We start from the raw sequence: 23,883 nt of genomic DNA, 5'->3' as shown, positions 1-23,883 counted from the left end.
TGCGGGACCTGACCAGCGGTCAGCCCTCGTTCTTGCGCGCGGCCTTCTCGGCGACACCCGACTGGGCGGTGCGGCGCTCGAGCTCGGCCATCACCTCGGCCATCGGCACGCCGGCAACAGCCAGCACGACGAGCCAATGATAAAGGAGATCGGCACTTTCCGAAACGAGGGCGCGATCGTCGCCCTTGACCGCAGCGATGACGGTCTCGACCGCCTCTTCGCCGAGCTTCTTGGCCGCGCGTTCCATGCCGCCCTGGTAGAGCTTGGCGGTCCATGAATTGGCATCGCCCGAACGCGCCCGCTCGGTGACGATTTTTTCCAGGTCGGAAAGGGAAAATCCGCTCATCTTGGCCTCGATACTTTAGAGCCTGTTCCATTCCGATTGAATCGGAATGGGGCTCTATCTTCTTGTTGGAGCATGATCTTTTCCGAAAACCGGTTCCCACTTTTCGGGATCATGCTCCAGTCAGCCAATCGGGTCGAGCCGCATCGGCAAACCTGCTTTTGCCATGTGCGCCTTGGCCTCGGCAACGGTGTAGGTGCCAAAATGGAAAATCGACGCGGCAAGCACCGCCGTCGCATGTCCCTCACGGATACCGTCGACCATGTGGTCGAGGTTGCCGACGCCGCCCGAGGCGATGACCGGCGCACGCACGGCGTCCGCCACCGCGCGGGTCAAGGCGATGTCGTAGCCGATCTTGGTGCCGTCTCGGTCCATCGAGGTGAGCAGGATTTCGCCGGCGCCGAGGTCGACGACCTTGCGGGCGAACTCGACCGCATCGATGCCGGTGCGCTCGCGGCCGCCATGGGTGAAGATCTCCCAGCGGTCGGCTTCGTTGGCCTGAGACACCTTCTTGGCGTCGATGGCAACGACGATGCACTGGTTGCCGAACTTGTCGGCGGCCTCGGCGACGAAGGCGGGGTTCTTCACGGCCGCCGTGTTGATGGCAACCTTGTCGGCACCGGCGAGCAGCAGCCTGCGGATGTCGGCAACCTGGCGCACGCCGCCGCCGACGGTCAGCGGCATGAAGCACTGCTCGGCAGTGCGGGCGACCACGTCGAAGATGGTCTCGCGATTGTCGGACGAGGCGGTGATGTCGAGAAAGCAGAGCTCGTCGGCACCGGCGGCGTCATAGGCCTTGGCGGCTTCGACCGGATCGCCGGCGTCGATCAGATCGACGAACTGGACGCCCTTGACGACACGGCCGTCCTTGACGTCGAGGCACGGAATGACACGGGCTTTGAGGGTCAAAGGACGGCCTCCTCTTTTGTTTGCGCGTCCTCGCCGCTTCGCGGCTGCGGGCGACGCGGGCTGTCCTTGACGTCGAGGCAGGAGATGGCGCGGGCCTTGAGGGTCATTTCCGTTCCTCGAACAATCCCGGCTCGGGTTTCAGCTCGCCGCGCAGGATCGCCAGCGCCTGGGCAGGGTCGATGCGGCCGTCATAGAGCGCGCGGCCGGAGATGGCGCCTTCGAGTTTCTTCGCGTCGGGCATGGTCATCCGGACGATGTCGGCCAGCGAGGCGAGGCCGCCTGAGGCAATGACCGGGATCGAGACCGCCTCGGCGAGGTCGATGGTCGAATCCCAGTTGATGCCGGCCAGCACCCCGTCACGGTCGATGTCGGTGTAGATGATGGCGGCGACGCCGGCGCCCTCGAATTTCTTCGCCAGTTCGACAACGCCGAGGCTCGACGCTTCAGCCCAACCCTCGACGGCGACCTTGCCGCCCTTGGCATCGATGCCGACGGCAACCTTGCCGGGGAACTTCCTGCAGGCTTCCTTGACGAGTTCGGGGTCACGGACGGCGACGGTGCCGAGGATGACCCGGGCGAGGCCCTTGGAGAGCCAGCGCTCGATGTGATCGAGCGTCCGGATGCCGCCGCCGAGCTGGACCGGATTCTTCGTCGCCTTGAGGATCGCCTCGACGGCCGCGCCATTGACGCTCTCGCCGGCAAACGCACCGTTGAGGTCGACGACATGCAGCCATTCGAAGCCCTGGTCCTCGAAGGCTTTCGCCTGGGCGCCGGGGTCATCGTTGTAGACGGTCGCCTGGTCCATGTCGCCAAGCTTGAGGCGAACGCACTGGCCGTCCTTGAGGTCGATGGCCGGAAAGAGGATCATGGCTTCCACCTCAGGAAATTGGCGATGAGGGCAAGGCCAAGGGCCTGGCTCTTTTCAGGATGAAACTGCGTGCCGACCAGATTGTCGCGCGCAACGGCCGCCGTGACACGGCCGCCATAGTCGGCACTGGCCAGGACCTGTTTCTCGTCGGTTGCGTCGAGATGGTAGGAATGCACGAAATAGGCGTGCAGGCCGCCGGGTCCGGTAGGGATTCCCTCGAAGACCGGGTGCGGATGTTTCACGTGAATCGTGTTCCAGCCGATCTGCGGAATCTTCAGCGACGGGTCGCTCGGCGTGATCTCCTTGACATCGCCGGCGATCCAGCCAAAGCCCTCGGTGACCGTCTTTTCCAGTCCGCGCTCGGACATCAGCTGCATGCCGACGCAGATGCCGAGGAAGGGATGCGCCTTGCGGATGGCGACTTCCTCGACCGCGTCCCACATGCCGTCGACGGCGCGCAGGCCGCGGGCGCAGTCGGCATAGGCGCCGACGCCGGGCAGCACGATGCGGTCGGCCGAAAGCACGCGGCAGGCATCCGCCGTCAGCTCGATCTCGGCCGATATGCCGGCCTCGCGGGCAGCACGCTCGAAGGCCTTGGTCGCCGAGCGCAGATTGCCCGAGCCGTAGTCGATGATGGCAACGCGCATGTCAGTTTCTTCCGGGATAGTGCAGGAGGCCGAGCGCTCCGCCAGCAGGCTGGGGCCGGGGCGTGGCAGGGGAGATGGCAACAGGAGCCGGGGCGGGCTCATCGTCGGCTTCAGCGGCGAAGAGGTAGCGCATCTCGGCGTCTTCCACCGAATCCGCCTCGACGACACCCCACTGGTGCCAGCCGGCACGGCGAAGCGCTGCGATGCGCAGCGCGCCGCCTTCGAGCCCGACATAGAGCGAGATGAGCAAGGGCAGCAGCGGTGCCGCAAACGTCAGTCCTGCCCATTCGCTGGCCGCGGCAAGCGCCAGGGTGGCGGCGAGGGTCATCGCCGCTTCGAGCCAGAGCCGATGCCACAACAGCCACAGCAGCGGCGCAATGAAGCCGAAGAAATGGAAGCCATCGCGAATGAAGACGGCCGCTTCCGAAGCGTTTTGTCCCGCCTTGGCGGGCGGCTCCATGACGACATGGATGGCCATGGCTATCCCTTCAGGCTGCCCTTGGTCGAGGGTACTGCGTCAGGCTGGCGCGGATCGCTTTCAAGGGCCATGCGCAGCGCGCGCGCCACGGCCTTGAAGCAGGTTTCGGCGATGTGGTGGTTGTTGGCGCCGTAATGGTTGGTGACGTGCAGGGTGATGCCGGCATTCTGGGCCAGTGCCTGGAAGAACTCGCGCACCAGCTCGGTGTCGAAGGTGCCGATCTTGGGCGCCGAGAAGGCGACGTTCCAGACCAGGAACGGCCGGCCCGATACGTCGATGGCCGCGCGTGTCAGCGTCTCGTCCATGGCGAGGTCGATCGAGGCGTAGCGCATGATGCCGCGGCGGTCGCCCAGCGCCTTGGACAGCGCCTGGCCGATCGCGATGCCGCAATCCTCGACGGTGTGGTGGTCGTCGATGTGCAGGTCGCCCCTGGCGGAGACCTTCATGTCGATCAGCGAATGCCTGGAGAGCTGGTCGAGCATGTGGTCGAAGAAGCCGACGCCGGTCGCCATCTCCGAACGGCCGGTGCCATCGACGTGGACCGAGACCGAAATCTCGGTTTCCTTGGTCTTGCGGCTGACTTCGGCGGAACGGGGGGCCATTGGCGGATCCTTGTCCTCAAAAACGAGATGCTAATAACAGCATGTTCGACCGCTTGCCAATCGCCGCGAAAGGGCATTTCGTGACGCGGCATGCGGATTTGCATTCCTTGCGCCGCGTCATACATAAGATCGAACTTCCACTCGTAACGCACGAGCCGCCTCGAAGGGGCCGTGCGCCATCGGAGCTACATATGTCCAACGAACAGAGCATGCACGCCACGACCATCGTGACGGTGCGCAAGGGCAACAAGGTGGTCATCGCCGGCGACGGCCAGGTCAGCCTCGGCCAGACCATCATGAAGGGCAATGCCCGCAAGGTCCGCCGCCTCGGCAAGGGCAATGTGATTGCCGGGTTTGCCGGCGCCACCGCCGACGCCTTCACCCTTCTCGAAAGGCTCGAAGCCAAGCTCGAGCAGTATCCCGACCAGTTGACGCGCGCCTGCGTCGAACTCGCTAAGGACTGGCGCACCGACCGCTACCTGCGCCGCCTCGAAGCGATGATGCTTGTCGCCGACAAGAACGTGTCGCTGGCGCTGACCGGTACAGGCGACGTGCTGGAGCCCGAATTCGGCGTGATGGCCATCGGTTCGGGCGGCAACTATGCACTGGCCGCGGCCCGCGCACTGATGGACACGGACAAGGACGCCGAGGAGATCGCTCGCAAGGCGATGCAGATCGCCGCCGACATCTGCGTCTACACCAACCACAGCTTCGTGGTTGAGACGCTCGATGCCGACTGAGGCAGCCGCGCGCTACGACTTCCGTCCTGTCGAACGAAAAGACATGCCGCTGCTCGCCAGATGGCTGGCAGCGCCGCATGTCGCGGAATGGTGGGGCGATGCGGCCGAAGAGCTGGCCTCGATCGCGGAACATATCGACAGCATCTCGGTCGAGCCGCTGATCGTCGAACTCGATGGCAAGCCGATCGGCTATCTCCAGAGCTACGATCCCCACCTGGAAGACGATCATCCCTATCAGGACCAGCCTTTCGGCACGCTCGGCCTCGACCTTACAATCGGCGTGGCCGACCTGGTGGGGAAGGGCCACGGTTCGGCGATCCTCAGGCAGTTCGTCGACGAACTGTTCGAGGAAGGGGTACCGCGCGTGATCATCGATCCGGATCCTGCCAACAAGCGGGCTATCCGCGCCTATGAAAAGGCCGGTTTCGCGGCCTTCGACACACGCTTGTCGATTTACGGTCCCGCGCTGATGATGGCGCGAGACGCGGAGGAGGGGGAATTCGACGCATGAGCCTATCGCAGGACAGTGAAGCCGCCGCGCGACGTGAAAAACTGGGCTGGTGGCTGCTGGTCGCCGCCCTGATGATCGCCGGGCAGGCGGTCGCGCTGTACTGGATGGGCCATCCGGCGATCTGCAAGTGCGGTTACGTCAAGCTCTGGCACGGGGTGGTGCAAAGCTCGGAGAATTCCCAGCACATCTCCGACTGGTACACCTTCTCGCACATCATCCACGGCTTCCTTTTCTATGCGCTGATGAGCTGGATTGCGCCCAAGAGTTCGCTCGGCTTCCGGCTGGCGGTCGCCATCGGCATCGAAGTGGCGTGGGAACTGGTCGAAAACAGCGACTTCATCATCAACCGCTATCGCGAGGGGACCATTTCGCTCGACTATTACGGCGACAGCGTCCTGAATTCGGTGTTCGACACTTTGGCCATGGTGCTGGGCTTTGCGATGGCGGCGCGGCTCCCGGTCTGGAGCACCGTCGCCCTGGCCATCATCTTCGAGATCGGCGTCGGCTACGTCATCCGGGACAACCTGACGCTCAACGTCATCATGCTGGTCTATCCGCTGGACGCGATCAAGCAATGGCAAGCGGGGATGATGTAATGACCAAGCCTTCCGACATATCGCCCGATACGCTGCTCGCCGCCGTGGCGAGCGGGTTGCTGACCGCCGAGCAGGCGCAAGGGCTGCGCGATCTCGAAAGCGCCAACGCGCCCGTCCTCGACCGGGAACCGCATGACGACGAGAAGTTCCGGTTCATCAGCGGCTTCAGCGACATCTTCGTCACCATCGGCCTCGGCCTGTTCCTGGGCGCCCTGGGCTATTTCTCCCGCGACATGGTCGGCAACACCGGCATGTTCGCCGTCATCGCGGCGGCGAGCTGGCTTCTGGCCGAGTATTTTACCCGCCAGCAACGCATGGCGTTGCCCAGCATCGTGTTGCTCCTGGTCTATGCGGGAGCGGTCTTTTCGACCGTTGCGGAAGCCTTCAACCCCAGTCTCAGATTCGGCGTGGGTCTCGGCAACCACGGCGGCTTGCCGATCGTCGTCGCAGGCCTTGCCACCGCCGTTGCGGCCGCATTGCACTACCGGCGTTTCCGGGTACCGGTGACGATTGCTGCCGGCGTGGCTGCCCTTGTCGCCTCGGTCGTGGGCGTCCTTTTCATGCTCTGGCCGGATTTCGCCGTCGAGGCGGCCAAGCCCCTGCTGCTGGCCTGCGGCCTTGCCGTGTTCACGCTCGCCATGCGGTTCGACCTGAGCGATCCGCAACGCCAGACCCGGCGCACCGACATCGCATTCTGGCTGCACATGCTGGCAGCACCGCTGATCGTCCACCCGATGGTCGGCGGGCTGGTTGGCGAGGGCGGCTCCGAGGCGGTTTCAGCGTGGAGCATCCTGGCAATCTTCATCGCACTGGCGATCGTCGCCCTTGTCGTCGACAGGCGCGCGATCCTTGTTTCCGGCCTGTCCTATGCCGGCTTTGCCTTCGGCTCGCTGGTCGTCAAGGCCGGACTGTCGGACGGCGTCGTGCCGCTGACCATGCTGGTTCTCGGCGCCCTGGTGCTGTTGCTCAGCGCCGGCTGGCATGCGCTGCGACGGACCCTTCTGCCGCTGCTGCCCGGCGCCCTTGCGGTACGGCTTCCAGCCCATACATAAGCCCCAACTGAGTATTCGAGAGTAACGCCATGTCCACATTCTCTCCCCGTGAGATCGTTTCAGAACTCGACCGCTTCATCATCGGCCAGAAGGACGCCAAGCGCGCCGTGGCGATTGCCCTGCGCAACCGCTGGCGCCGGCAGCAGCTGGAAGGCCAGATGCGCGAAGAGGTCATGCCCAAGAACATCCTGATGATCGGGCCGACCGGCGTCGGCAAGACCGAGATATCGCGCCGGCTGGCCAAGCTGGCGGGTGCGCCCTTCGTCAAGGTCGAGGCGACCAAGTTCACCGAGGTCGGCTATGTCGGCCGCGACGTCGAGCAGATCATCCGCGACCTGGTCGAGGTCGCCATCGGCCTTGTGCGCGAGAAGATGCGCGAAGACGTCAAGGCCCGCGCCCATGTCAACGCAGAGGAGCGCGTGCTCGAGGCGTTGGTCGGCAAGACCGCGAGCCCGGCGACCCGCGACTCGTTCCGGAAAAAGCTGCGCGACGGCGAGCTCGACGACAAGGAAATCGAGATCCAGGTCGCCGACACCGGCACCGGCGGCATGCCGAGCTTCGACATCCCGGGCATGCCCGGCGGCAATGTCGGCGTGCTCAACATCAACGACATGCTGCAAAAGGCGATGGGCGGCCAGCGCACCAAGGCGCGCAAGACCACCGTCAAGGAATCCTACGCGCTGCTGATCAGCGACGAGTCCGACAAGCTGCTCGACCAGGACGAGGTCGTCCGCCGTGCGCTCGAGGTCACCGAGAACGAAGGCATCGTCTTCCTCGACGAGATCGACAAGATCGCCCGTGGCGATGTCCATGGCGGCCCCTCGCGCGAAGGCGTGCAGCGGGACCTGTTGCCGCTCGTCGAAGGCACGACGGTTGCGACCAAATACGGGCAGATCAAGACCGACCACATCCTGTTCATCGCTTCGGGCGCGTTCCACGTCTCCAAGCCGTCGGACCTGCTGCCGGAACTGCAGGGCCGCCTGCCGATCCGCGTCGAGTTACGCGCGCTGGAAAAGGACGACTTCCGCCGCATCCTGACGGAGACGGAAGCCAGCCTGATCAAGCAGTACATCGCCCTGATGAACACCGAAGGCGTCGACCTCGAATTCACCGACGACGCCATCGATGCACTCGCCGGCATCGCGGTCGACCTCAACGCCTCGGTCGAGAACATCGGCGCGCGGCGCCTGCAGACGGTGATGGAACGCGTGCTCGACGAGATCTCCTACGACGCACCGGACCGCAACGGCACGTCGGTCAAGATCGACGCCGCCTATGTCGAAAAGCATGTCGGCGATCTCTCGCGCAACACCGACCTGTCGCGCTTCATTCTCTAAAAGCTTCAGCGGCGGCCTGCCTTGCGCAGGTCGCCGCCCTGCCCGACCTGTGGCCGAATGGAACCATCCCGCCAGGTTTCGCAGCATCGGGCGACAACGCCCTCGACTAAGCGTGGGGCATTTTCTAATTTGCCCTGACAAAGCTTGGGCATACATCAGCATATGAAACGTGCATTTCTCACTGCATTTCTCCTCGCGGCAGCCTTCAGCACGCCGCAGGCATCGGCTGCCACGACGGTGGTTGCCGCCGGCAACGTGCATGCCGAACAGCCCGACGTGCCCGGCGCCTCGTCCAAGCGCACGAGAGCGGGCAAGACCACGTTCGACGCCAAGTACCGCAAGGTCTACGCGCTGCTGCAGAACGACGACGAATTGCGCGGCAAGATCAAGTCGGTGGCGCGCGCTTACGGCATCGACCCGATGCACATCGTCGGGGCCATCGTCGGCGAGCACACCTACAATGTCGACGCCTATGACCGGCTGCAGACCTATTACGTCAAGGCGGTGTCCTATCTCTCCAGCAAGCTGCGTTTCGCCTATGAGGGCGAGGACATCTCCGATTTCATCAAGCGGCCCGAATTCGCCGAATGCGCCGGCAAATCGGGCAGTTACGACCTGTGGGAATGCCGCGAGCGCGTGTGGAACCAGGACTTCCGCGGCAAGAGCGTCGGCGGCACCAGCTTTCCCAACGACCGGTTCAGCGCCACCTTCTTCCAGCCCTTCTATGCCGGCCAGACCTTCGGCATCGGCCAGCTCAACCCGCTGACCGCACTGCAGATGAGCGACATGGTGAACAAGGTGTCGCGCCTGCCCAAGCTCGACGAGAGCGACCCGAATGCCGTCTACAAGACCATCATGGACCCCGACCTGACGCTGCCTTATGTCGCCGCGACGCTGAAGACCTCGATCGACGCCTACAAAAGCATCGCCGGCTTCGATATTTCGGGCAATCCGGGGCTGACCGCCACGCTCTACAATGTCGGTAGTCCCGAGGCGCGGGCCTATGCGCTCAAGGCCGAGAACGACCGGCGCCAGGGCGCCGGCGAAGAACCCAAGGTGCCCGAGGAAAATTACTACGGCTGGCTGGTCAACGACCGCCTCGACGAGCTCAAGGCGCTGTTTTAGCCGCGCTTCTTCCGCGCAATCGCGTTGCGGACGTGAACGTTGAGGGCGGCCAGTTCGGTCTCGTTCAATTCGCCGATGGCCTGGGCCAGCAGATTGGCGAGCTCGGTGGCGGCAGGCGAAAGCCCCGCCGTGTCGACGACGACGCGCGGATGCGAGCCCTCCGCCAGTTTCTGCAATTCCTCGGCATCGTCCCAGATGACGTTGAAGTAGCCGATGATCTTCTGGATCATCGCCCAGGTCGGCACGCCGCGATGGCCGTGCTCCAGGGCCGAGAGGTAGGCGGCGCTGACGCCGATGGTGGCGGCCATGTCCTTCTGGCTGACGCCGCGCTCGCGCCGAAGTTCGCGGATGCGTTCGCCGAGCGGGGTCATGCGCCAGGCCTCCGCCGGATCCTGATGTAGAGCGCGCCGGAGCCGCCATGATGGCGCTCGGCATGGTCCTGACTGGAAATCAGCATGCGGAAGGGCGCAGTGTCGAGCCAGGCCGGAACCATGCGCTTCAGCACACCGTCGCCACCCTTCGAATTGCCCTTGCCAGTGATGACCAGTACGTAGCGCAGGCCACCTGCATGCGCCCGGCTCAGGAAGGCATACAAGAGCGAATAGGCCTCGTCCTGCGTCATGCCATGAAGATCGACCCGGCCCTCGATCGGCAGGCGACCCTTGGAGAGTTTGTCGCGTGTCGGAACATCGAGTGAATGGGCGACATACTGCCGCTTTGGTGGCTTGGCGGGCGCCGGCGCAAGCTGCTCGGCGGTGATTTTCGCCGGCATGGCCTCGGTCTTCGGTGCCTCGACCTTGGCAACCTCGGGAACCTCGACCGCCCTCTTGCCCTTGAGCGGCGAGGTGGTGCGGGCGATGACGTTCCACAGCACGCGCTCTTCGTCGCTCAGCTTGCGTTCGCGACGGGTGCTCATGAATCGGACCCTGCAAACAGGGACTTCGGCACAAGCGCGAAGAAATCGGCATCGTTGCGGACGACGCCGGCAATCTCGCCGGCTGCAAAGCCCGATCCGGCGAACAGATCGCCGCGCGCCTGGCCGGTTATGGCCGAACCGGTGTCCTGGGCGATCATCAGCCGGGCGAAAGGAGTACCGCCAAATGCGGTCAGCGACGGCGCGGCGATGAAGAACGGCGTGCCGAAGGTGTGCAACAGGCGGTCGACGGCGACCGACCGGCCCGGTGCCAGCGGCACCTTTGCCGCGGCGATCGGCCCGAGGGCTGGGTCATCGACCTCCGCATGCCGGAAGAAAATATAAGATCGGTTCTGCCACAGGATCTCGTCGACGCGATGGGGATTGGCCTTGAACCACGCCCGGATCGACTGCATCGTCACTTTTTCGAGCGGGATTTCGCCGATTTTTGCGAGAATTCCGCCCGGACCCGTGAAGCGCTGGCCGGATTTTGCGGTATAGGTGACGCGCCGCAGCGACCCGTCGGTCATCAACAGCCGCGCAGCGCCCTGCACATGGACGAAAAACGCATCGACCGGGTCGGCCAGCCAGGCGATCTCCAGATCCTTGCCCGACAAGGCGCCCTGTTCGATCGCCGGCCGGTCGCAATATTCGACGAGCCCGTCTGGCGTCTGCCGGGCGAAGGCGAGGTAAGGGTCCATGCCGGCCGGGCGGTTGTCGTCGTCGACATCGACGAGATCGGCCGGGCGCGACAGCAACGGCACCCGGAAAATGTCGGTGCGGACGGGCGATGCCTCGACTTCCGGCTCGTAGAAACCCGTGACCAGACCTTGATCGCGGCCATCCGGCACGACAAAGGCCGGCTGGAAATGGCGTTCGAAGAATTCGCGGGCCGCAGCGCCGGTCGTTGCCGGTTGTTCGCGGGCCTCGGCATAGGATGGGCCGAAAGCATCGAAAGCGACGCCGAGGGCGCCGCTGCGATAGGGTTTGGTCAGGACATGAAAGGCGGAGCGCCGGAAGGCTTCGAAAGCGGCCAGCTGGTCATCTTCCAGCCAGCCGGGGAGGTCTGCGAACGTGACCTGGCGAAGCGCGGGCGAGAGCGACACGGGCTTCGCCCGCCGCGCACGATCAGTCTTCTTCCTCGGTGGCGACGAGCTTCCAGTTCGGGTCGCGCGAGCGGGTGTCGCGGGCGAAGGTCCAGACATCCTTGACCTCGGCCACCGTCTCCGGATCGCCGTCGATGACGTCGCCAGCCTTGTCGCGCGTCGCCGAGATCAGCTCCGAGACGATGCGCAGCGTGACATGGGCCTCGCCGCCCTTCATCTCGGCCGAAACGATGTCGGCCTTGTCGATGCCGACGAACGACGACTGGATCTTCTCCGAACGGCCCTCGCGCTCGGCGATTGCCGCGACGAAGCCATCGAATACCTCGCGCGAAAGCAGGTTCTTGAGCGTCTTGCGGTCGCCGTCGGCATAAGCCATGACGATCATCTCGTAGGCCATCTTGGCGCCTTCGACAAAACCCTTGGGTTCAAAGGACGCATCAGCATCCTTGATGGCGCGCAGTCCCTTGTTGAGATCGGTGCCCGGCTTGGCAAAGGCGTCGATGGCGACATAGGCGTCCTCGGCGGCTTCGCCGGCCGCACGCTTGCGCGGCAGCGACACGACGTTCTCGGACTTGCCGTTGGCGTCCTGCGGCTTGCTGCGGGCCGCCGTGTAGGGATCGAAAGGCGGGCGTTCGTTGCCGGTGCGGCGGCCGAGCACGTTGCGCAGCTGGAAGAAGATCACCACCGCTGCGATCAGAAAGAAAATCGTGCCGAAATCGAAGAATTCCATATCTTCCCGCCGATCCGTCCCTTGTTCACGGCCGAAGCCTGACTATCTGCCAATTGCCGGCGCTTTTGGGGCGCCCCTTAGCCTTTGCATATAGAACGCATGCGCCGATCATTCAAATCAAAGGCGCAGCGCCCTATCTAAAGATGTATGCGGTATGCCTGTGACCGCATATCGATGTCACGTCAACTCAAACCGGACCGGATCGACGCCCTTCATGCTGCCTCTCCTGATCCTTGCCTTGCCCTTGCTCGAAATTGCCGGCTTCGTGGTTGTCGGCAGCGAGATCGGCGTGCTGGCGACCATCGGCCTGATCCTGCTCAGCGGTATCGTCGGCTCGATCCTGCTGCGGGTGCAGGGTTTTGGCGTGATGACCAGGATCCGTACCGAGATGGACGCAGGCCGCGATCCTTCCAAGGAACTGGCCAACGGCGCGATGATCGTGCTGGCCGGCATCCTGCTGCTGATCCCCGGCTTCCTCACCGACATCGTCGGCATCCTCCTGTTCCTGCCGCCGGTCCGCGCCCTGGCCTGGCGCTTCCTCGGCAAGCGGGTGCGCTTCACCACCGGGTTCAGCGGCTTTGCCCGTCGCGGCGGCCCGGCCGGCGGCAAGACCATCGACCTCGACGCGGACGACTTTTCGCGCCAGCCAGACCCGAATTCGCCCTGGCGTTCGATCCGCGACGAGTAGGCCTGAAGCCTGCAACGCCGGCAAAACCTTGTCTTGGCATGCCGAGCGTGGTAGCCAACGCGCGATTTCAATACGGGCCGCGCCGCGGCCGAGCCAAGAGGACATGGGCTTATGGCCACGAATGAAGCGCCGGAAGGCGCCAACGGCAACGGTAACGCACAGCAGCCCACGCTCAACGTGCTGGCGCAGTATGTGAAGGACCTGTCCTTCGAGAGCCCCGGCGCACCGAATTCGCTGCGCGGCCGCGACAAGGCTCCCGGCATCAACATCAACGTCAACGTCAACGCCAACCCGATGACGGACAAGCAGTTCGACGTCAACCTGACGCTGAGCGCCAAGGCCGCCTTCGACAAGGACGTCCTGTTCAACGTCGAGCTGGTCTATGGCGGCGTCTTCCGCATCGACGGGTTCCCGCAGGAACACATGCTGCCGCTGCTCTTCATCGAGTGCCCGCGCCTGCTGTTCCCCTTCGCCCGCCAGATCATCGCCGAAGCGACCCGCAACGGCGGCTTCCCGCCGCTGATGCTCGATCCGATCGACTTCGCGCAGATGTTCCAGCAGAAGATCGCCGAGGAAAAGGCCGCTTCGCAGGTCAAGGTCAGCTAACCAGCTGCCCGCGCAACTCTCGAAAGCCCGGCCTCAGCGCCGGGCTTTTTTGCATCCGGCGCTCAGTTCGGCTCGGCGGGAGAAAGCAGCGTGGCCCAGATCGCCTTTTCGCCGAGGGTTCCGACCAGCTTCTCGTGCGCGGCAAGTTCTGCCTCGCTCAGCCGGGACGGCAGCGGCTCGGGCCGGGTGGCGATGACGATCTCGATCTGCCGCGTCGACCCGCCATTGGCGCCGGATGACGAAAAACTGTCCAGCACCAGCGCGGACTGCTTGCCGCCGATCAACTCGATATAGACCTCGGCCAGGAGCTCGGAATCGAGCAACGCGCCGTGCTTGGTGCGGCGGCTGTTGTCGATGCCGTAGCGCCGGCACAGCGCATCGAGCGAATTCGGGCCCATCGGATGCTTGCGTCGGGCAAGCGCCAGCGTATCGATCAGGCGCTCGGCTTCGATCGCCGCCTGGTCGAGCCGCGCGAACTCGGCATTGATGAAACCCAGATCGAAGGTGCCGTTGTGCGCGACGAGCTTGGCGCCGTCGATGAAATCGACGAATTCGTCGAGGATCTCGGAAAAGGTCGGCTTGCCCTCGAGGTCGGCGTTGGAGATGCCGTGCACCGCCTGGGCATCGGGATGGACCTGCCGCCCCTGGGGGTTGATGTATTTGTGGAAGGTCCGGCCGGTCGGAAAGCGGTTGATCATCTCGATTCCGCCGATCTCGATCACGCGGTCCTCGCGGTTGTCGAGGCCGGTCGTTTCCGTATCGAAAATGATCTCGCGCACGTGGTGATTCTCCTTGGCGCGAGCATGCCCGCACAGGCAGCCGGCGGACAAGTGCGGCGATTCGGGGGTTAGGGCTTTCCCACCGTCAAATCGGCGATGATGGCATGCACGGCCTGTCGCGCGGCGTCGAGACCGTGGCCGGTGTCGACGATGTAGTCGGCAAGCTTGCGCTTTTCGGCGTCGGGGACCTGCTTGGCGAGGATCGCCTCGAATTTCTGCTCGGTCATGCCGGGGCGAGCCAGCACGCGTTCGCGCTGGACCTGCGGCGATGCGGTGACCACCACAACCTTGTCGACCCGGCCACGGCCATTGGTTTCAAACAGCAGGGGAATGTCGAGCAGGGCAATCGGCGCAGCTGCGGCACGGCTGCGCTCCAGGAACGCATTCGCATCGGCGCGGACGAGGGGATGTATGATGGCCTCGAGCTTCTTCAATGCCGCGCCGTCGCCCAGGACATGACGGGCGAGCTCGGTACGATCGACGATGCCGTCCTTGACCGTTCCGGGAAAGGCCGCCTCGATCAGGGGGGCTGCGTCGCCGGCATAAAGCCGATGCACCGCCTCGTCGGAATCATGGACCGGGACACCGGCTTCGGCGAACATCCTGGCTGTCGTCGACTTGCCCATGCCGATCGACCCTGTCAGACCGAGGACGATCATTTCTTCCGGTCCATGTCGGCAACGATCAGGTTTCGAAGGTCCGCGGTGACCTCCGGGCGGCGGCCGAACCAGCGTTCGAAGCCAGGCACGGCCTGGTGCAGCAGCATTCCGAGGCCATCGACCGTCTTGAGGCCAAGGGCCCTTGCAGCGGCGAGCAGCGGCGTTTCGAGGGGGACGTAGACAATGTCGGTGACAATCGCATGGCCGGGCAGGGTTGCGGGATCGGCAGGCAGGCCCTCATTGCCATGCATGCCAAGCGCCGTGGTGTTGACCAGCAAGGATGCATCGCCGAGCAGTTCCGGCGTCGCCGCCGGTGGATGCGCAGTCACACCGGTGCCGAACTGGCCGGCAAGCTGTTCGGCGCGGGCAACCGTGCGGTTGACGATGCGGATATCCTTGAAGCCGCGCTGCTGGAGCGCATGGATGATCGCCCGCGACGCACCGCCGGCGCCCAGAACGACGGCGACATCTCCCTCGGCCCAGCCCGGGGCAAGGTGATCGAGATTGGCGGCAAAACCATAGGCGTCGGTATTACCGCCCCACAGCACGCCATCCTCGAACCACAGCGTGTTGACGGCGCCTATCTGTTCGGCGGCCTCGTCGCGGCGCTGGACGGCTGCGAAGGCGGCCTCCTTATGCGGGATCGTGACATTGCCGCCGCGCAGGCCAGCGGCGGCAAGCCCACCCAGAAAGGCGGCGAAATCGGCCGGAGCCACGTCGATTGCCGTGTAGCTGCCGTCGATGCCGTAGCTCTTCAGCCAATGGCCATGGATCAGCGGCGAGCGCGAATGCGCGATCGGGTGGCCGCAGACGAATGCCTTCAGCTCAGCCATCGATGGCCCCGAGCTCGCGCAGTTGCTTGAGGACAGGCAAGAGCGGAAGGCCGACGATGGTGAAATGGTCGCCTTCGACCTTGTCGAACAGCTGGATGCCTTCACCTTCGATCTGGTAGGCGCCGACGCTCGACAGCGCCTTCCTGCCGACGCGGGCGAGGTGGCGGCCGATGAAGGCCGGGTCGAGCTGGCGCATGGTCAGCGACGCGATCGCTACATGACGCCAGATCGTTTCGCCGTCGCGCACCAGAACCACGGCACTGTTGAGCTGATGCGTCCGGCCGGAAAGCCTGAGCAGGTGGCGGCGCGCGCCTTCCATGTCGGCCGGCTTGTGGAACACCTCGTCACCCAGCGACAAAGTCTGGTCGCAGCCAAGCACCAGCCGACCGGGGTGTTCCTCGCTGACGGCGACCGCCTTGGCTTCGGCGAGCACCAGGGCCACTTCCCCGGGTGTCGCGCCGCTTTCGGCCAGTGGCGCCTCGAGGGCACGCTCGTCGAGATCGGCCGGGATGGCATCGACAGCCACGCCGGCTTGTTCCAGCATGGCTTTGCGAAACGGGCTTCCGGAAGCAAGGATGAGTTTTTCGGTCACTGTACTTTGCCTGAAATCGAACCGCGCTCGCGGAGATGATGGGTGCCCGGGTCCTAGCGGCTCTTGTTGCGCAGGGCAACGATTGCGGCTGCCGTTTCCTCGATCGAGCGGCGGCTGACGTCGATCATCGGCCAATTGTGCCTGGTGCAGATCTTACGGGCATAGGCCAGTTCCTCAGTGATCGAGGCGCGGTCGATGTATTCCTGGGCGTCGAAGGCCATGGTCGTGCCGAGAATGCGGTTCTGGCGCACATGCGAAATGCGCTCGGCGGTGGCGATCAGCCCGACGACCAGGGGTTTTTCGGCCTTGACCAGGCTGTCGGGCACCGGGACGCCGAGCACGATCGGGATGTTGGCAGTCTTGATGCCGCGGTTGGCGAGATAGATGCTGGTCGGCGTCTTCGATGTCCTCGAAATGCCGATCAGCACCACGTCGGCCTGTTCCATGTCCGTCGGCAGCTGGCCGTCGTCATGTTCCATGGTGAAGTTGAGCGCGTCGATGCGGCGGAAATATTCAGCGTCGAGAACGTGCTGGGCGCCGACACGTCGGCCGGCCGGCGCACCGAGATAGGACTGGAACACCGACAGCACCGGTTCGAGGACGGAGACACATGGCAGGCCCATAGCCGCGCAACGGCTGTCGATGATGCCGGCAAGGTGCTGGTCGACGACGGTGTAGAGCACGATCCCCGGCTCCTCGTCGATGTCGTCGAAGACCTTCATCAGCTGCTTCTCTGTGCGGATCAGCGGGTAGATGTGCTCGATCGCGCGCGCGTCCTTGTATTGCGCCGAAGCCGCGCGCCCCGCCGCCAGAAGCGTCTCGCCGGTGGCGTCTGAGATCAGGTGCAGATGGAAGAAGCTTTGCGGTTTGTTCACAGTGGTCGCCTGGGTCTGTGGTCAAATGTGGATAAACGGGCGGTTCGGCTCGAAGCGGCCGGCGCGACTGTATCAGATGCCGACTTGTCCACAATTCGCCTCGCTGTCTGTTTCGCTTTCGTGGCGGGGAGTATTGCGGGGATAGTTTTTCGGTCCCTGGCCGTCCACAGAATCAGTCCGTTCCATCCGGTTGGCTAGATTCCTGATTCAAATCGATGAATCCGCTTGCTGCCCGGAGTTTTCCACGCTGGCGAAAACGGCCGCGCGTCACTATGACAAGTGGATATCTCGGGCCGCCTATGGACAGGTCGGAATTCTCGATTCCAACAGACTCTAAGAATTAGAAGAATCCTTCGATATAAATTTTTGTTTATAGAAGGCTCAAGGAAAGGCAGACCTGATGCCCGTAAAGCGCACAGTTCTCGAAGTGCTGAAAGGTCAGAGCCAGGCGGTTCCGCCGCTCTGGATGATGCGACAGGCCGGCCGCTATCTCCCTGAGTATCGCGAAGCCAGAAAGAAGGCCGGGAGCTTCCTCGATCTCTGCTACAATCCTGACTTCGCCGTCGAGGTGACGCTGCAGCCGATCCGGCGTTTCGACTTCGACGCTTCGATCCTGTTCTCCGACATCCTGGTGGTTCCACATGCGCTCGGCCGCGATCTTCGCTTCGAAGAGGGGCGGGGGCCGCTGATGACGCCGATCACGGCGGGCGAAGTTGCTGCGCTGGACGGCGAAAAGTTTCACGTGAATCTCGAACCGGTCTATGAAACCGTGCGTCGCCTGCGCCGCGAATTGCCCGAGAAGACGACGCTGATCGGCTTCTGCGGAGCGCCCTGGACGGTTGCCACCTATATGATCGCCGGCCATGGCACTCCGGACCAGGCACCGGCGCGGCTGTTCGCCTATCGCGAGCCGGAAGCCATGGCGAAGCTGCTGTCGATTCTCGCCGACAATTCGGCTGCTTATCTCATCCGCCAGATCGAGGCGGGTGCCGATGTGGTGCAGATTTTCGATTCCTGGTCGGGCGTGCTCGACGAGGCGACGTTTGAGGCCTGTTGCGTCAAGCCGGTCGCCGAGATCGTGCGCAAGGTTCGTGCCGTCCATCCCGACGTTCCGATCATCGGGTTTCCCAAGGGAGCGGGCACCCAGCTCGACAGCTACAGGCAGCGCACAGGCGTTACCGGCCTCGGCCTCGACTGGACGGTGCCGCTGTCCCAGGCGCAGCGTCTGCAGGCCAATGGAGCCGTACAGGGCAATCTCGACCCGCTCAGGCTCGTCGTCGGCGGCAAGGCCCTCGAAGACGGCGTGGATGCCATCCTGAAGACGCTTGGAAACGGTCCGCTGATCTTCAATCTCGGCCACGGCATCACCCCGGAAACGCCGGTAGCGCATGTTGAGGCCATGGTCCGCCAGGTGCGAAAGGCAACCCAGCAATGAGCAGCAATGCACAACAGGCATCGAGCGGTGCGACAGCGGCCAAGCGCGCCGTGATCTCGATAGTGGTCCTGGCCGCGCTGACGGCGCTGCTGTTCCTGGCCGCGCCAGACGGTTTCTACCTCTGGGCGAAGGCCATCCACATCATTGCCGTGATCTCCTGGATGGCCGGCATGCTCTATCTGCCGCGGCTGTTCGTCTATCACGCCGAGGCCGAGAAGGGCTCGGTGCAGTCCGAAACGTTCAAGGTGATGGAGCGCCGGTTGCTGCGCGCCATCATCAATCCGGCGATGATCGTCACCTGGGTGTTCGGCCTGTGGCTGGCCTGGAAGGGATTTGATTTCAGCGGTGGCTGGCTGCACGCCAAGCTGACGGCCGTGCTGCTGCTTTCAGGTGTCCACGGCTATCTTTCGGCGTCTGTCCGGCGATTTGCCGAGGACCGCAACGAAAAGCCGTCGCGCCATTGGCGCATCGTCAACGAGATCCCGACGGTGCTGATGGTCGTCATCGTCATCCTGGTGGTTGTAAAGCCCTTCTGAAGACCTTAAATTTGCTGGAGTGCGCCTTGCTCTTTCGTTTCGGGAGGGCTAAAAGGCTGTTCTTCCTTCCCGCCATGCGCCGCCCCATATTCATTCCCTGGCCGCGCTCGGCGCTTATCGCAAAATGCCGATAGCCAATCCTCTCCACGCTCAGAGTCCGTCCATGCAGGAAACCAAACTCGCCGAATTCAAGAACAAGAAGCCGCCGGAGCTGATCGCTTACGCCGAATCGCTCGAGGTCGAAAACGCCAGCGTCATGCGCAAGCAGGAGCTGATGTTTGCGATCCTCAAGAAGCTGGCCGGCCAGGACATCGAGATCATCGGTGACGGCGTCGTCGAAGTGCTGCAGGATGGCTTCGGCTTCCTGCGCTCGGCCAACGCCAATTATCTGCCGGGTCCGGACGACATTTACATTTCACCTTCGCAGATCCGTAGGTTTTCGCTGAAGACCGGCGATACCGTCGAGGGCCCGATCCGCAGCCCCAAGGAAGGCGAGCGCTATTTCGCGCTGCTGAAGGTCAACACGATCAATTTCGACGATCCCGAAAAGATCCGTCACAAGATCCACTTCGACAATCTGACGCCGCTGTACCCGACGTCGCGTCTCAAGATGGAAGTCGAAAACCCGACGACCAAGGACATTTCGCCCCGCGTCATCGACCTGGTGGCGCCACTCGGCAAGGGCCAGCGCGCGTTGATCGTGGCACAGCCGCGTACCGGCAAGACCGTGCTGCTGCAGAACATCGCGCACTCGATCACCACCAACCACCCCGAATGCTACCTGATCGTGCTCCTGATCGACGAGCGTCCGGAAGAAGTGACCGATATGCAGCGCTCGGTGAAGGGCGAGGTCGTGTCGTCGACCTTCGACGAACCGGCCGTTCGCCACGTCCAGGTTGCTGAAATGGTCATCGAGAAGGCCAAGCGCCTGGTCGAACACGGCCGCGACGTCGTCATCCTGCTCGATTCGATCACCCGTCTCGGCCGTGCCTACAACACCGTCGTGCCGTCATCCGGCAAGGTGCTGACCGGCGGTGTCGACGCAAACGCGCTGCAGCGCCCGAAGCGCTTCTTCGGTGCCGCCCGTAATATCGAAGAGGGCGGCTCCCTGACGATCATCGCTACCGCGCTGATCGATACCGGAAGCCGCATGGACGAAGTCATTTTCGAAGAGTTCAAGGGCACCGGCAACTCGGAAATCGTGCTCGACCGCAAGGTTGCCGACAAGCGTATCTACCCGGCGATGGACATCCTCAAGTCCGGTACCCGCAAGGAAGACCTGCTCGTCCAGCGCCAGGATCTGCAGAAGATCTTCGTGCTGCGTCGTATTCTCGCGCCGATGGGCACGACCGATGCTATCGAGTTTCTCATCGACAAGCTCAAGCAGACCAAGACCAACGCCGATTTCTTCGATTCGATGAACACCTGACCTGTTCAGCGACGGCGAAGGGCTTCTTCGAGCTTTTCGGGATCGTCGATGACGGGCAGACAGATGAGGCCGGTGCAGAGATATGCGCCGGCCTTTTTTGTGTCCGGCAGGATGTCGCCGGGTAATCTGGCGTTGGTCGTGTCGTCGCCAACGTCGAGGAGGATGTCGACGCGGCGCGGATCGGGGTTCCGATTCGCCACCGAAACAAGCCTCGGCGCCGATGGGTCGTCGACGACGATTAGCTTTGAGGGCTCAAGCGCCAACACGGTGGCGTTGACGATGCCGGCCTGGCCGTATTGCTGGTTCTGTATGCGGCCGGCGGCATGTTCGGCAATCGTCCAGGCGCGTTGCTGCAGGTCGATGCCGCCGGTGATGTTAGCGAGCCGCACCACCGCTTCGATGATCTGGCTGGTTGCGGACGGGATCGCCTCGTCGATGTCGCCGCGGATGCGCATCGGCACGTCTGTACTGTCCGACGCCGTGAGATAGTGGCCCGTATTGCCGGCATCGGCGTGCCAGGTTTCGAGCAGGTTCAGGAAACGTGCCCCATGCTCGAGGTATCGCGTGTCGCCCGTGGCTTCGAACAGGGAAATCGCAGCGTTGATCATCGCCGCATAGTCGCTCGACAGCGCCGGATAGAGCCGCTTGTCGCCGAGGCTGGAATGGGGAAGGCGTCCCTCCGGGTTCGCCGACGCCAGGATGGCATCGAATGCCTTCGTCGCTGCCGTCACCCAGTCTTCGCGGCCGAGGCTTCGTCCCGCTTCCGCGAGGGCGACGATCGCCAGCCCGTTCCAGTCGGTCAGCGCCTTGTCGTCGCGGCCGGGCCGAACGCGCTTCTCGCGTATCTCGAGCAGACGAGAAGTGAGACTCAAAACGGCCTGGCGCGCGCCGGCCGCCTCCATGGCCTGAGCCTCTGTCTGGTGGATAATGGGGTCACCTTCCCAGGCACCCGGCTTGGTGAGTGTGAAGTATTTGAAAAATAACGCGGAATCGTCGCCCAGGACGGTATCCACCTCGCTCTTCGTCCAGGTGTAGAATAGGCCCTCTTCGCCTTCGCTGTCGGCGTCGAGGCTGGAAGCGAAAGTGCCATCTGGCAAGCGCATTTCGCGCATCAGCCAGGCGATGGTGTCTTCGATTCGTATCCGAAACAGTTCGTCGCCGGTGGCAGCGTAGGCCCAGTTTGCCTGGCGGATCATCTGGGCGTTGTCGTACAGCATCTTCTCGAAATGCGGCACCAGCCATTGCGCGTCCGTGGAGTATCGCGCCAAGCCGCCGCCGACATGGTCGTAGATGCCGCCGGCGAGCATGCGCGCCAGGCTTTCCGTGACTGCATCGCGATGCTCCTGGTTGTCCGAACGCAACCACGACAGCCACAGGGCCTGCATGAACGGCGCATTGGGAAACTTCGGCGCACCGCGAAGCCCGCCGAGCTGGCGGTCGATCATGTCGTAGATGCCGGATGCCAGCGTGCGGGCGGTGTCGGTCGACAATTGTCCCGGCGCGCTGCTGCCGCCGAGCCGCTTGCTGACATGCTGGGCCAACTCGGAGGCACTCTGCAGGATACTGGCGCGTTTGCCGCGCCACGCCGCATCGACGGCGTTGAGCACCTGGATGACGCCCGGCCGCCCGTAACGCGGTTCGCGCGGGAAATAGGTTCCACCCCAGAACGGCTTGGCGTCGGGGGTGAGAAACATCGTCAGCGGCCAGCCGCCCTGTTCGCCCATGCTGGCGAGCGCTGCCATGTAGATCTGGTCAATGTCGGGCCGCTCCTCGCGATCGACCTTGATGTTGACGAAGAGGCGGTTCATCACAGCGGCAACTTCGGCGTTTTCGAAGCTTTCATGGGCCATGACGTGGCACCAGTGGCAGGCGGCATAACCGACCGACAGCAGGATCGGCCGGTCCAGCGCTACTGCTTCTGCCAGGGCCGCCGGCGACCACGGACGCCAGTGCACCGGATTGTCGCCATGCTGGCGCAGATAGGGGCTGCCTTCGTCTCGTAGCAAATTGTCTTGCGGAAGCATGCGCGATCGGTCCGAAAAATGATAATGGGGTTCAACCTAGGGCGCTTCCGAGAGACCGGCAAATGCTATTCACCGATTCCATTGCCGCACTTTCCAGCGGCCACCTGCCGTCTGGCGTGGCGATCATTCGCATTTCAGGGCCTCATGTTCGATTCGCTCTCGAAACGATCTGGGGTTCCCTGCCGCAACCGCGCTTGGCCCATTACGGCGCCCTGCATGCGTCGGATGGCAGGGTGATCGACAAGGCCCTGACCTTGTTTTTCCCTGGGCCGAACAGCTTCACCGGCGAGGACTGCGGTGAATTCCAGGTGCATGGTGGCCGGGCGGTCGTGGCGACGTTGCTGGCGGAGATCTCCGGATTGCCGGGATTTCGGCAGGCGGAGGCGGGCGAATTCACAAAACGTGCCTTTCTCAATGGCAAGATCGATCTGCTCGAGGCGGAAGCGCTCGCGGACCTGGTCAACGCGGAGACGGAGGCGCAACGCCAGTTCGCCGTGATGAATTCCGGAGGGGCGCAGAGCGAGCTTTATCTCGGCTGGCGCCAGCGCCTGATCCATGCGCGGGCGATGATCGAGGCTGAAATGGATTTCGCCGACGAGGGAGACGTGCCGGGATCGGTATCGACGCAGATCTGGCGCGACGTAAAGTTGCTGATCGAAGAGATGAACCGTCATGCCGATGGTTACGGCAAGGCCGAGATGATCCGAGACGGGTTCGACGTCGTCATCCTGGGTGCGCCGAACGCCGGCAAATCGAGCTTGCTCAATGCGCTGGTGCGGCGCGACGCGGCTATCGTGACCGATGAGCCGGGAACCACGCGCGATCTCGTCGAGGCGGTGCTCGATCTCGATGGCATGAAGGTGCGCATCATCGACACTGCCGGTCTGCGCGAGCCGGCCGGCAAGGTCGAAGCGATAGGTATCGAGCGGGCCAGGGAGCGGGCGAAAGGTGCCGATCTTGTCGTATTGCTGGAGGACATGACGTCGCCTGTTGCCGTGCTCGACATACCTGCGGGCATACGCAATCTGAGAATAGGGAACAAGCTGGACTTGTCGGCCTCCCTGGAAGACGGTCGGTATGCGGCATCTATCTCCACCAAATCCGGCGAAGGACTCGACAGGCTTCTCGATATGATCAGCGCCATGGCTGGCGAGGCCATCGGGCAACGCGGCGATGTTCTGCCCTCGCGCCTGAGGCATGTCGAGTTGCTGCAACAAGCGTCGGGGTACCTGGAGTTGGCGTTGTCCACGCAAGATTCGCTACTGGAACTGAAGGCCGAGAATCTGCGGCTGGCCAGTGATCGAATCGGCAAATTGTCCGGTGCAGTCGACGTGGAAGACCTGCTGGACGTGATTTTCTCGCAATTCTGCATCGGCAAGTGATTCACGTGGAACATTTCAGCGGTGGACAGCGCTGATTCACGTGAAACATCGACGTTGACTCTCGTTCGCGCGGTCAGGTTGTTTCACG

Annotated in this window: 28 protein-coding genes; 12 read left to right on the top strand and 16 right to left on the bottom strand. The window is 63.6% G+C overall.

The window, feature by feature from the left end; all coding sequences use genetic code 11:
- Positions 1 to 19: 19 nt before the first annotated feature.
- The 6 genes from ASC75_RS24235 to hisB form a co-directional block, all read right to left on the bottom strand.
- A complete protein-coding gene (locus tag ASC75_RS24235; RefSeq protein ID WP_055981887.1) occupies positions 20 to 346 on the bottom strand; it encodes a phosphoribosyl-ATP diphosphatase in 327 nt (108 codons plus the stop codon).
- 120 nt (positions 347 to 466) lie between these two features.
- Positions 467 to 1,252 (bottom strand): imidazole glycerol phosphate synthase subunit HisF, encoded by a 786-nt coding sequence (gene hisF / locus ASC75_RS24230; protein WP_055981885.1) that lies wholly within the window; start codon positions 1,250 to 1,252, stop codon positions 467 to 469.
- A gap of 103 nt (positions 1,253 to 1,355) precedes the next feature.
- Complete coding sequence (gene hisA / locus ASC75_RS24225; RefSeq protein WP_055981881.1) at positions 1,356 to 2,120, bottom strand: 1-(5-phosphoribosyl)-5-[(5-phosphoribosylamino)methylideneamino]imidazole-4-carboxamide isomerase; 765 nt, start codon at positions 2,118 to 2,120, stop codon at positions 1,356 to 1,358.
- Positions 2,117 to 2,767: an imidazole glycerol phosphate synthase subunit HisH gene (gene hisH, locus ASC75_RS24220; RefSeq protein ID WP_055981878.1), complete on the bottom strand. Its 651-nt coding sequence runs from the start codon at positions 2,765 to 2,767 to the stop codon at positions 2,117 to 2,119. Before hisH ends, hisA begins: the two co-directional genes overlap by 4 nt.
- 1 nt (position 2,768) lies before the next feature.
- Positions 2,769 to 3,245, bottom strand: a complete 477-nt coding sequence (locus tag ASC75_RS24215) for a DUF2628 domain-containing protein (RefSeq protein ID WP_055981875.1) — start codon at positions 3,243 to 3,245, stop codon at positions 2,769 to 2,771.
- Between the two features lie 2 nt (positions 3,246 to 3,247).
- Complete coding sequence (hisB, locus tag ASC75_RS24210; protein ID WP_055981872.1) at positions 3,248 to 3,847, bottom strand: imidazoleglycerol-phosphate dehydratase HisB; 600 nt, start codon at positions 3,845 to 3,847, stop codon at positions 3,248 to 3,250.
- A 191-nt stretch (positions 3,848 to 4,038) separates the two neighbouring features.
- Here hisB and hslV point away from each other — a divergent pair, with 191 nt between their 5' ends.
- The 6 genes from hslV (at position 4,039) to ASC75_RS24180 (ending at position 9,208) form a co-directional block, all read left to right on the top strand.
- Complete coding sequence (gene hslV, locus ASC75_RS24205; RefSeq protein ID WP_055981869.1) at positions 4,039 to 4,587, top strand: ATP-dependent protease subunit HslV; 549 nt, start codon at positions 4,039 to 4,041, stop codon at positions 4,585 to 4,587.
- Positions 4,577 to 5,098 (top strand): GNAT family N-acetyltransferase, encoded by a 522-nt coding sequence (locus ASC75_RS24200; RefSeq protein ID WP_055981866.1) that lies wholly within the window; start codon positions 4,577 to 4,579, stop codon positions 5,096 to 5,098. Before hslV ends, ASC75_RS24200 begins: the two co-directional genes overlap by 11 nt.
- Positions 5,095 to 5,694, top strand: a complete 600-nt coding sequence (locus ASC75_RS24195; protein WP_055981864.1) for a DUF2585 domain-containing protein — start codon at positions 5,095 to 5,097, stop codon at positions 5,692 to 5,694. Before ASC75_RS24200 ends, ASC75_RS24195 begins: the two co-directional genes overlap by 4 nt.
- A complete protein-coding gene (locus ASC75_RS24190; protein WP_055981855.1) occupies positions 5,694 to 6,746 on the top strand; it encodes a hypothetical protein in 1,053 nt (350 codons plus the stop codon). The genes ASC75_RS24195 and ASC75_RS24190 overlap by 1 nt, the downstream gene beginning before the upstream one ends.
- Before the next feature lie 29 nt (positions 6,747 to 6,775).
- The gene (hslU, locus tag ASC75_RS24185) at positions 6,776 to 8,083 is read left to right on the top strand and encodes an ATP-dependent protease ATPase subunit HslU (RefSeq protein ID WP_055981852.1); all 1,308 of its coding nucleotides are present in this window, start codon (positions 6,776 to 6,778) and stop codon (positions 8,081 to 8,083) included.
- Between the two features lie 162 nt (positions 8,084 to 8,245).
- The gene (locus ASC75_RS24180) at positions 8,246 to 9,208 is read left to right on the top strand and encodes a DUF1402 family protein (RefSeq protein WP_055981849.1); all 963 of its coding nucleotides are present in this window, start codon (positions 8,246 to 8,248) and stop codon (positions 9,206 to 9,208) included.
- Here the strand turns inward: ASC75_RS24180 and ASC75_RS24175 are convergent.
- Genes ASC75_RS24175 through ASC75_RS24160 form a run of 4 tightly spaced genes read right to left on the bottom strand, consistent with a single transcriptional unit; the run spans position 9,205 to position 11,957 of the window.
- Positions 9,205 to 9,579: a helix-turn-helix domain-containing protein gene (locus ASC75_RS24175; RefSeq protein WP_055981845.1), complete on the bottom strand. Its 375-nt coding sequence runs from the start codon at positions 9,577 to 9,579 to the stop codon at positions 9,205 to 9,207. The two genes, ASC75_RS24180 and ASC75_RS24175, sit on opposite strands and share 4 nt — an antisense overlap.
- Positions 9,576 to 10,124 carry a Smr/MutS family protein gene (locus ASC75_RS24170; RefSeq protein ID WP_055981842.1) on the bottom strand — a complete coding sequence of 183 codons (549 nt, stop codon included), beginning with the start codon at positions 10,122 to 10,124 and terminating at the stop codon, positions 9,576 to 9,578. Before ASC75_RS24170 ends, ASC75_RS24175 begins: the two co-directional genes overlap by 4 nt.
- Complete coding sequence (locus ASC75_RS24165) at positions 10,121 to 11,227, bottom strand: murein transglycosylase A (protein ID WP_055981838.1); 1,107 nt, start codon at positions 11,225 to 11,227, stop codon at positions 10,121 to 10,123. Before ASC75_RS24165 ends, ASC75_RS24170 begins: the two co-directional genes overlap by 4 nt.
- A gap of 22 nt (positions 11,228 to 11,249) precedes the next feature.
- Entirely contained in the window at positions 11,250 to 11,957 is a 708-nt protein-coding gene (locus tag ASC75_RS24160) for a Tim44/TimA family putative adaptor protein (protein WP_055981835.1), read from the bottom strand.
- A gap of 214 nt (positions 11,958 to 12,171) precedes the next feature.
- On the opposite strand from ASC75_RS24160, the gene ASC75_RS24155 reads away from it, so the two are divergent.
- Both ASC75_RS24155 and secB read left to right on the top strand, forming a co-directional pair.
- On the top strand, positions 12,172 to 12,645 hold the full coding sequence (locus ASC75_RS24155) for an FxsA family protein (protein WP_055981833.1): 474 nt from the start codon (positions 12,172 to 12,174) through the stop codon (positions 12,643 to 12,645).
- Positions 12,646 to 12,756: 111 nt separating this feature from the next.
- The gene (secB, locus tag ASC75_RS24150) at positions 12,757 to 13,251 is read left to right on the top strand and encodes a protein-export chaperone SecB (protein ID WP_055981830.1); all 495 of its coding nucleotides are present in this window, start codon (positions 12,757 to 12,759) and stop codon (positions 13,249 to 13,251) included.
- Positions 13,252 to 13,313: 62 nt separating this feature from the next.
- On the opposite strand, the gene dnaQ is transcribed toward secB, so the two are convergent.
- The 5 genes from dnaQ to ASC75_RS24125 form a co-directional block, all read right to left on the bottom strand.
- The gene (gene dnaQ / locus ASC75_RS24145; protein ID WP_055981825.1) at positions 13,314 to 14,030 is read right to left on the bottom strand and encodes a DNA polymerase III subunit epsilon; all 717 of its coding nucleotides are present in this window, start codon (positions 14,028 to 14,030) and stop codon (positions 13,314 to 13,316) included.
- Positions 14,031 to 14,098: 68 nt separating this feature from the next.
- Positions 14,099 to 14,689: a dephospho-CoA kinase gene (gene coaE, locus ASC75_RS24140; RefSeq protein ID WP_055981822.1), complete on the bottom strand. Its 591-nt coding sequence runs from the start codon at positions 14,687 to 14,689 to the stop codon at positions 14,099 to 14,101.
- The gene (locus ASC75_RS24135) at positions 14,686 to 15,522 is read right to left on the bottom strand and encodes a shikimate dehydrogenase (protein ID WP_055981819.1); all 837 of its coding nucleotides are present in this window, start codon (positions 15,520 to 15,522) and stop codon (positions 14,686 to 14,688) included. Before ASC75_RS24135 ends, coaE begins: the two co-directional genes overlap by 4 nt.
- Positions 15,515 to 16,114, bottom strand: a complete 600-nt coding sequence (locus ASC75_RS24130; protein WP_055981816.1) for a Maf-like protein — start codon at positions 16,112 to 16,114, stop codon at positions 15,515 to 15,517. Before ASC75_RS24130 ends, ASC75_RS24135 begins: the two co-directional genes overlap by 8 nt.
- Positions 16,115 to 16,167: 53 nt before the next feature.
- Complete coding sequence (locus tag ASC75_RS24125) at positions 16,168 to 16,989, bottom strand: pyruvate, water dikinase regulatory protein (protein ID WP_055981813.1); 822 nt, start codon at positions 16,987 to 16,989, stop codon at positions 16,168 to 16,170.
- Positions 16,990 to 17,389: 400 nt separating this feature from the next.
- On the opposite strand from ASC75_RS24125, the gene hemE reads away from it, so the two are divergent.
- The 3 genes from hemE (at position 17,390) to rho (ending at position 20,389) form a co-directional block, all read left to right on the top strand.
- Positions 17,390 to 18,424, top strand: a complete 1,035-nt coding sequence (gene hemE / locus ASC75_RS24120) for a uroporphyrinogen decarboxylase (protein ID WP_055981807.1) — start codon at positions 17,390 to 17,392, stop codon at positions 18,422 to 18,424.
- On the top strand, positions 18,421 to 18,960 hold the full coding sequence (gene hemJ / locus ASC75_RS24115) for a protoporphyrinogen oxidase HemJ (protein WP_055981805.1): 540 nt from the start codon (positions 18,421 to 18,423) through the stop codon (positions 18,958 to 18,960). The genes hemE and hemJ overlap by 4 nt, the downstream gene beginning before the upstream one ends.
- A gap of 163 nt (positions 18,961 to 19,123) precedes the next feature.
- Positions 19,124 to 20,389, top strand: a complete 1,266-nt coding sequence (rho, locus tag ASC75_RS24110) for a transcription termination factor Rho (protein ID WP_055981803.1) — start codon at positions 19,124 to 19,126, stop codon at positions 20,387 to 20,389.
- 5 nt (positions 20,390 to 20,394) lie between these two features.
- On the opposite strand, the gene ASC75_RS24105 is transcribed toward rho, so the two are convergent.
- Positions 20,395 to 22,413: a thioredoxin domain-containing protein gene (locus tag ASC75_RS24105; RefSeq protein ID WP_055981800.1), complete on the bottom strand. Its 2,019-nt coding sequence runs from the start codon at positions 22,411 to 22,413 to the stop codon at positions 20,395 to 20,397.
- A gap of 62 nt (positions 22,414 to 22,475) precedes the next feature.
- Here ASC75_RS24105 and mnmE point away from each other — a divergent pair, with 62 nt between their 5' ends.
- A complete protein-coding gene (gene mnmE / locus ASC75_RS24100; protein WP_055981796.1) occupies positions 22,476 to 23,795 on the top strand; it encodes a tRNA uridine-5-carboxymethylaminomethyl(34) synthesis GTPase MnmE in 1,320 nt (439 codons plus the stop codon).
- Positions 23,796 to 23,883 lie beyond the last annotated feature (88 nt).

It is taken from the genome of Aminobacter sp. DSM 101952 (assembly GCF_001424795.1).
Taxonomy (GTDB): Bacteria; Pseudomonadota; Alphaproteobacteria; order Rhizobiales; family Rhizobiaceae; genus Aminobacter; species Aminobacter aganoensis.
The sequence above is the reverse complement of the archived record's forward strand: the minus strand, read 5'-3'. Positions and strand labels throughout refer to the sequence as shown.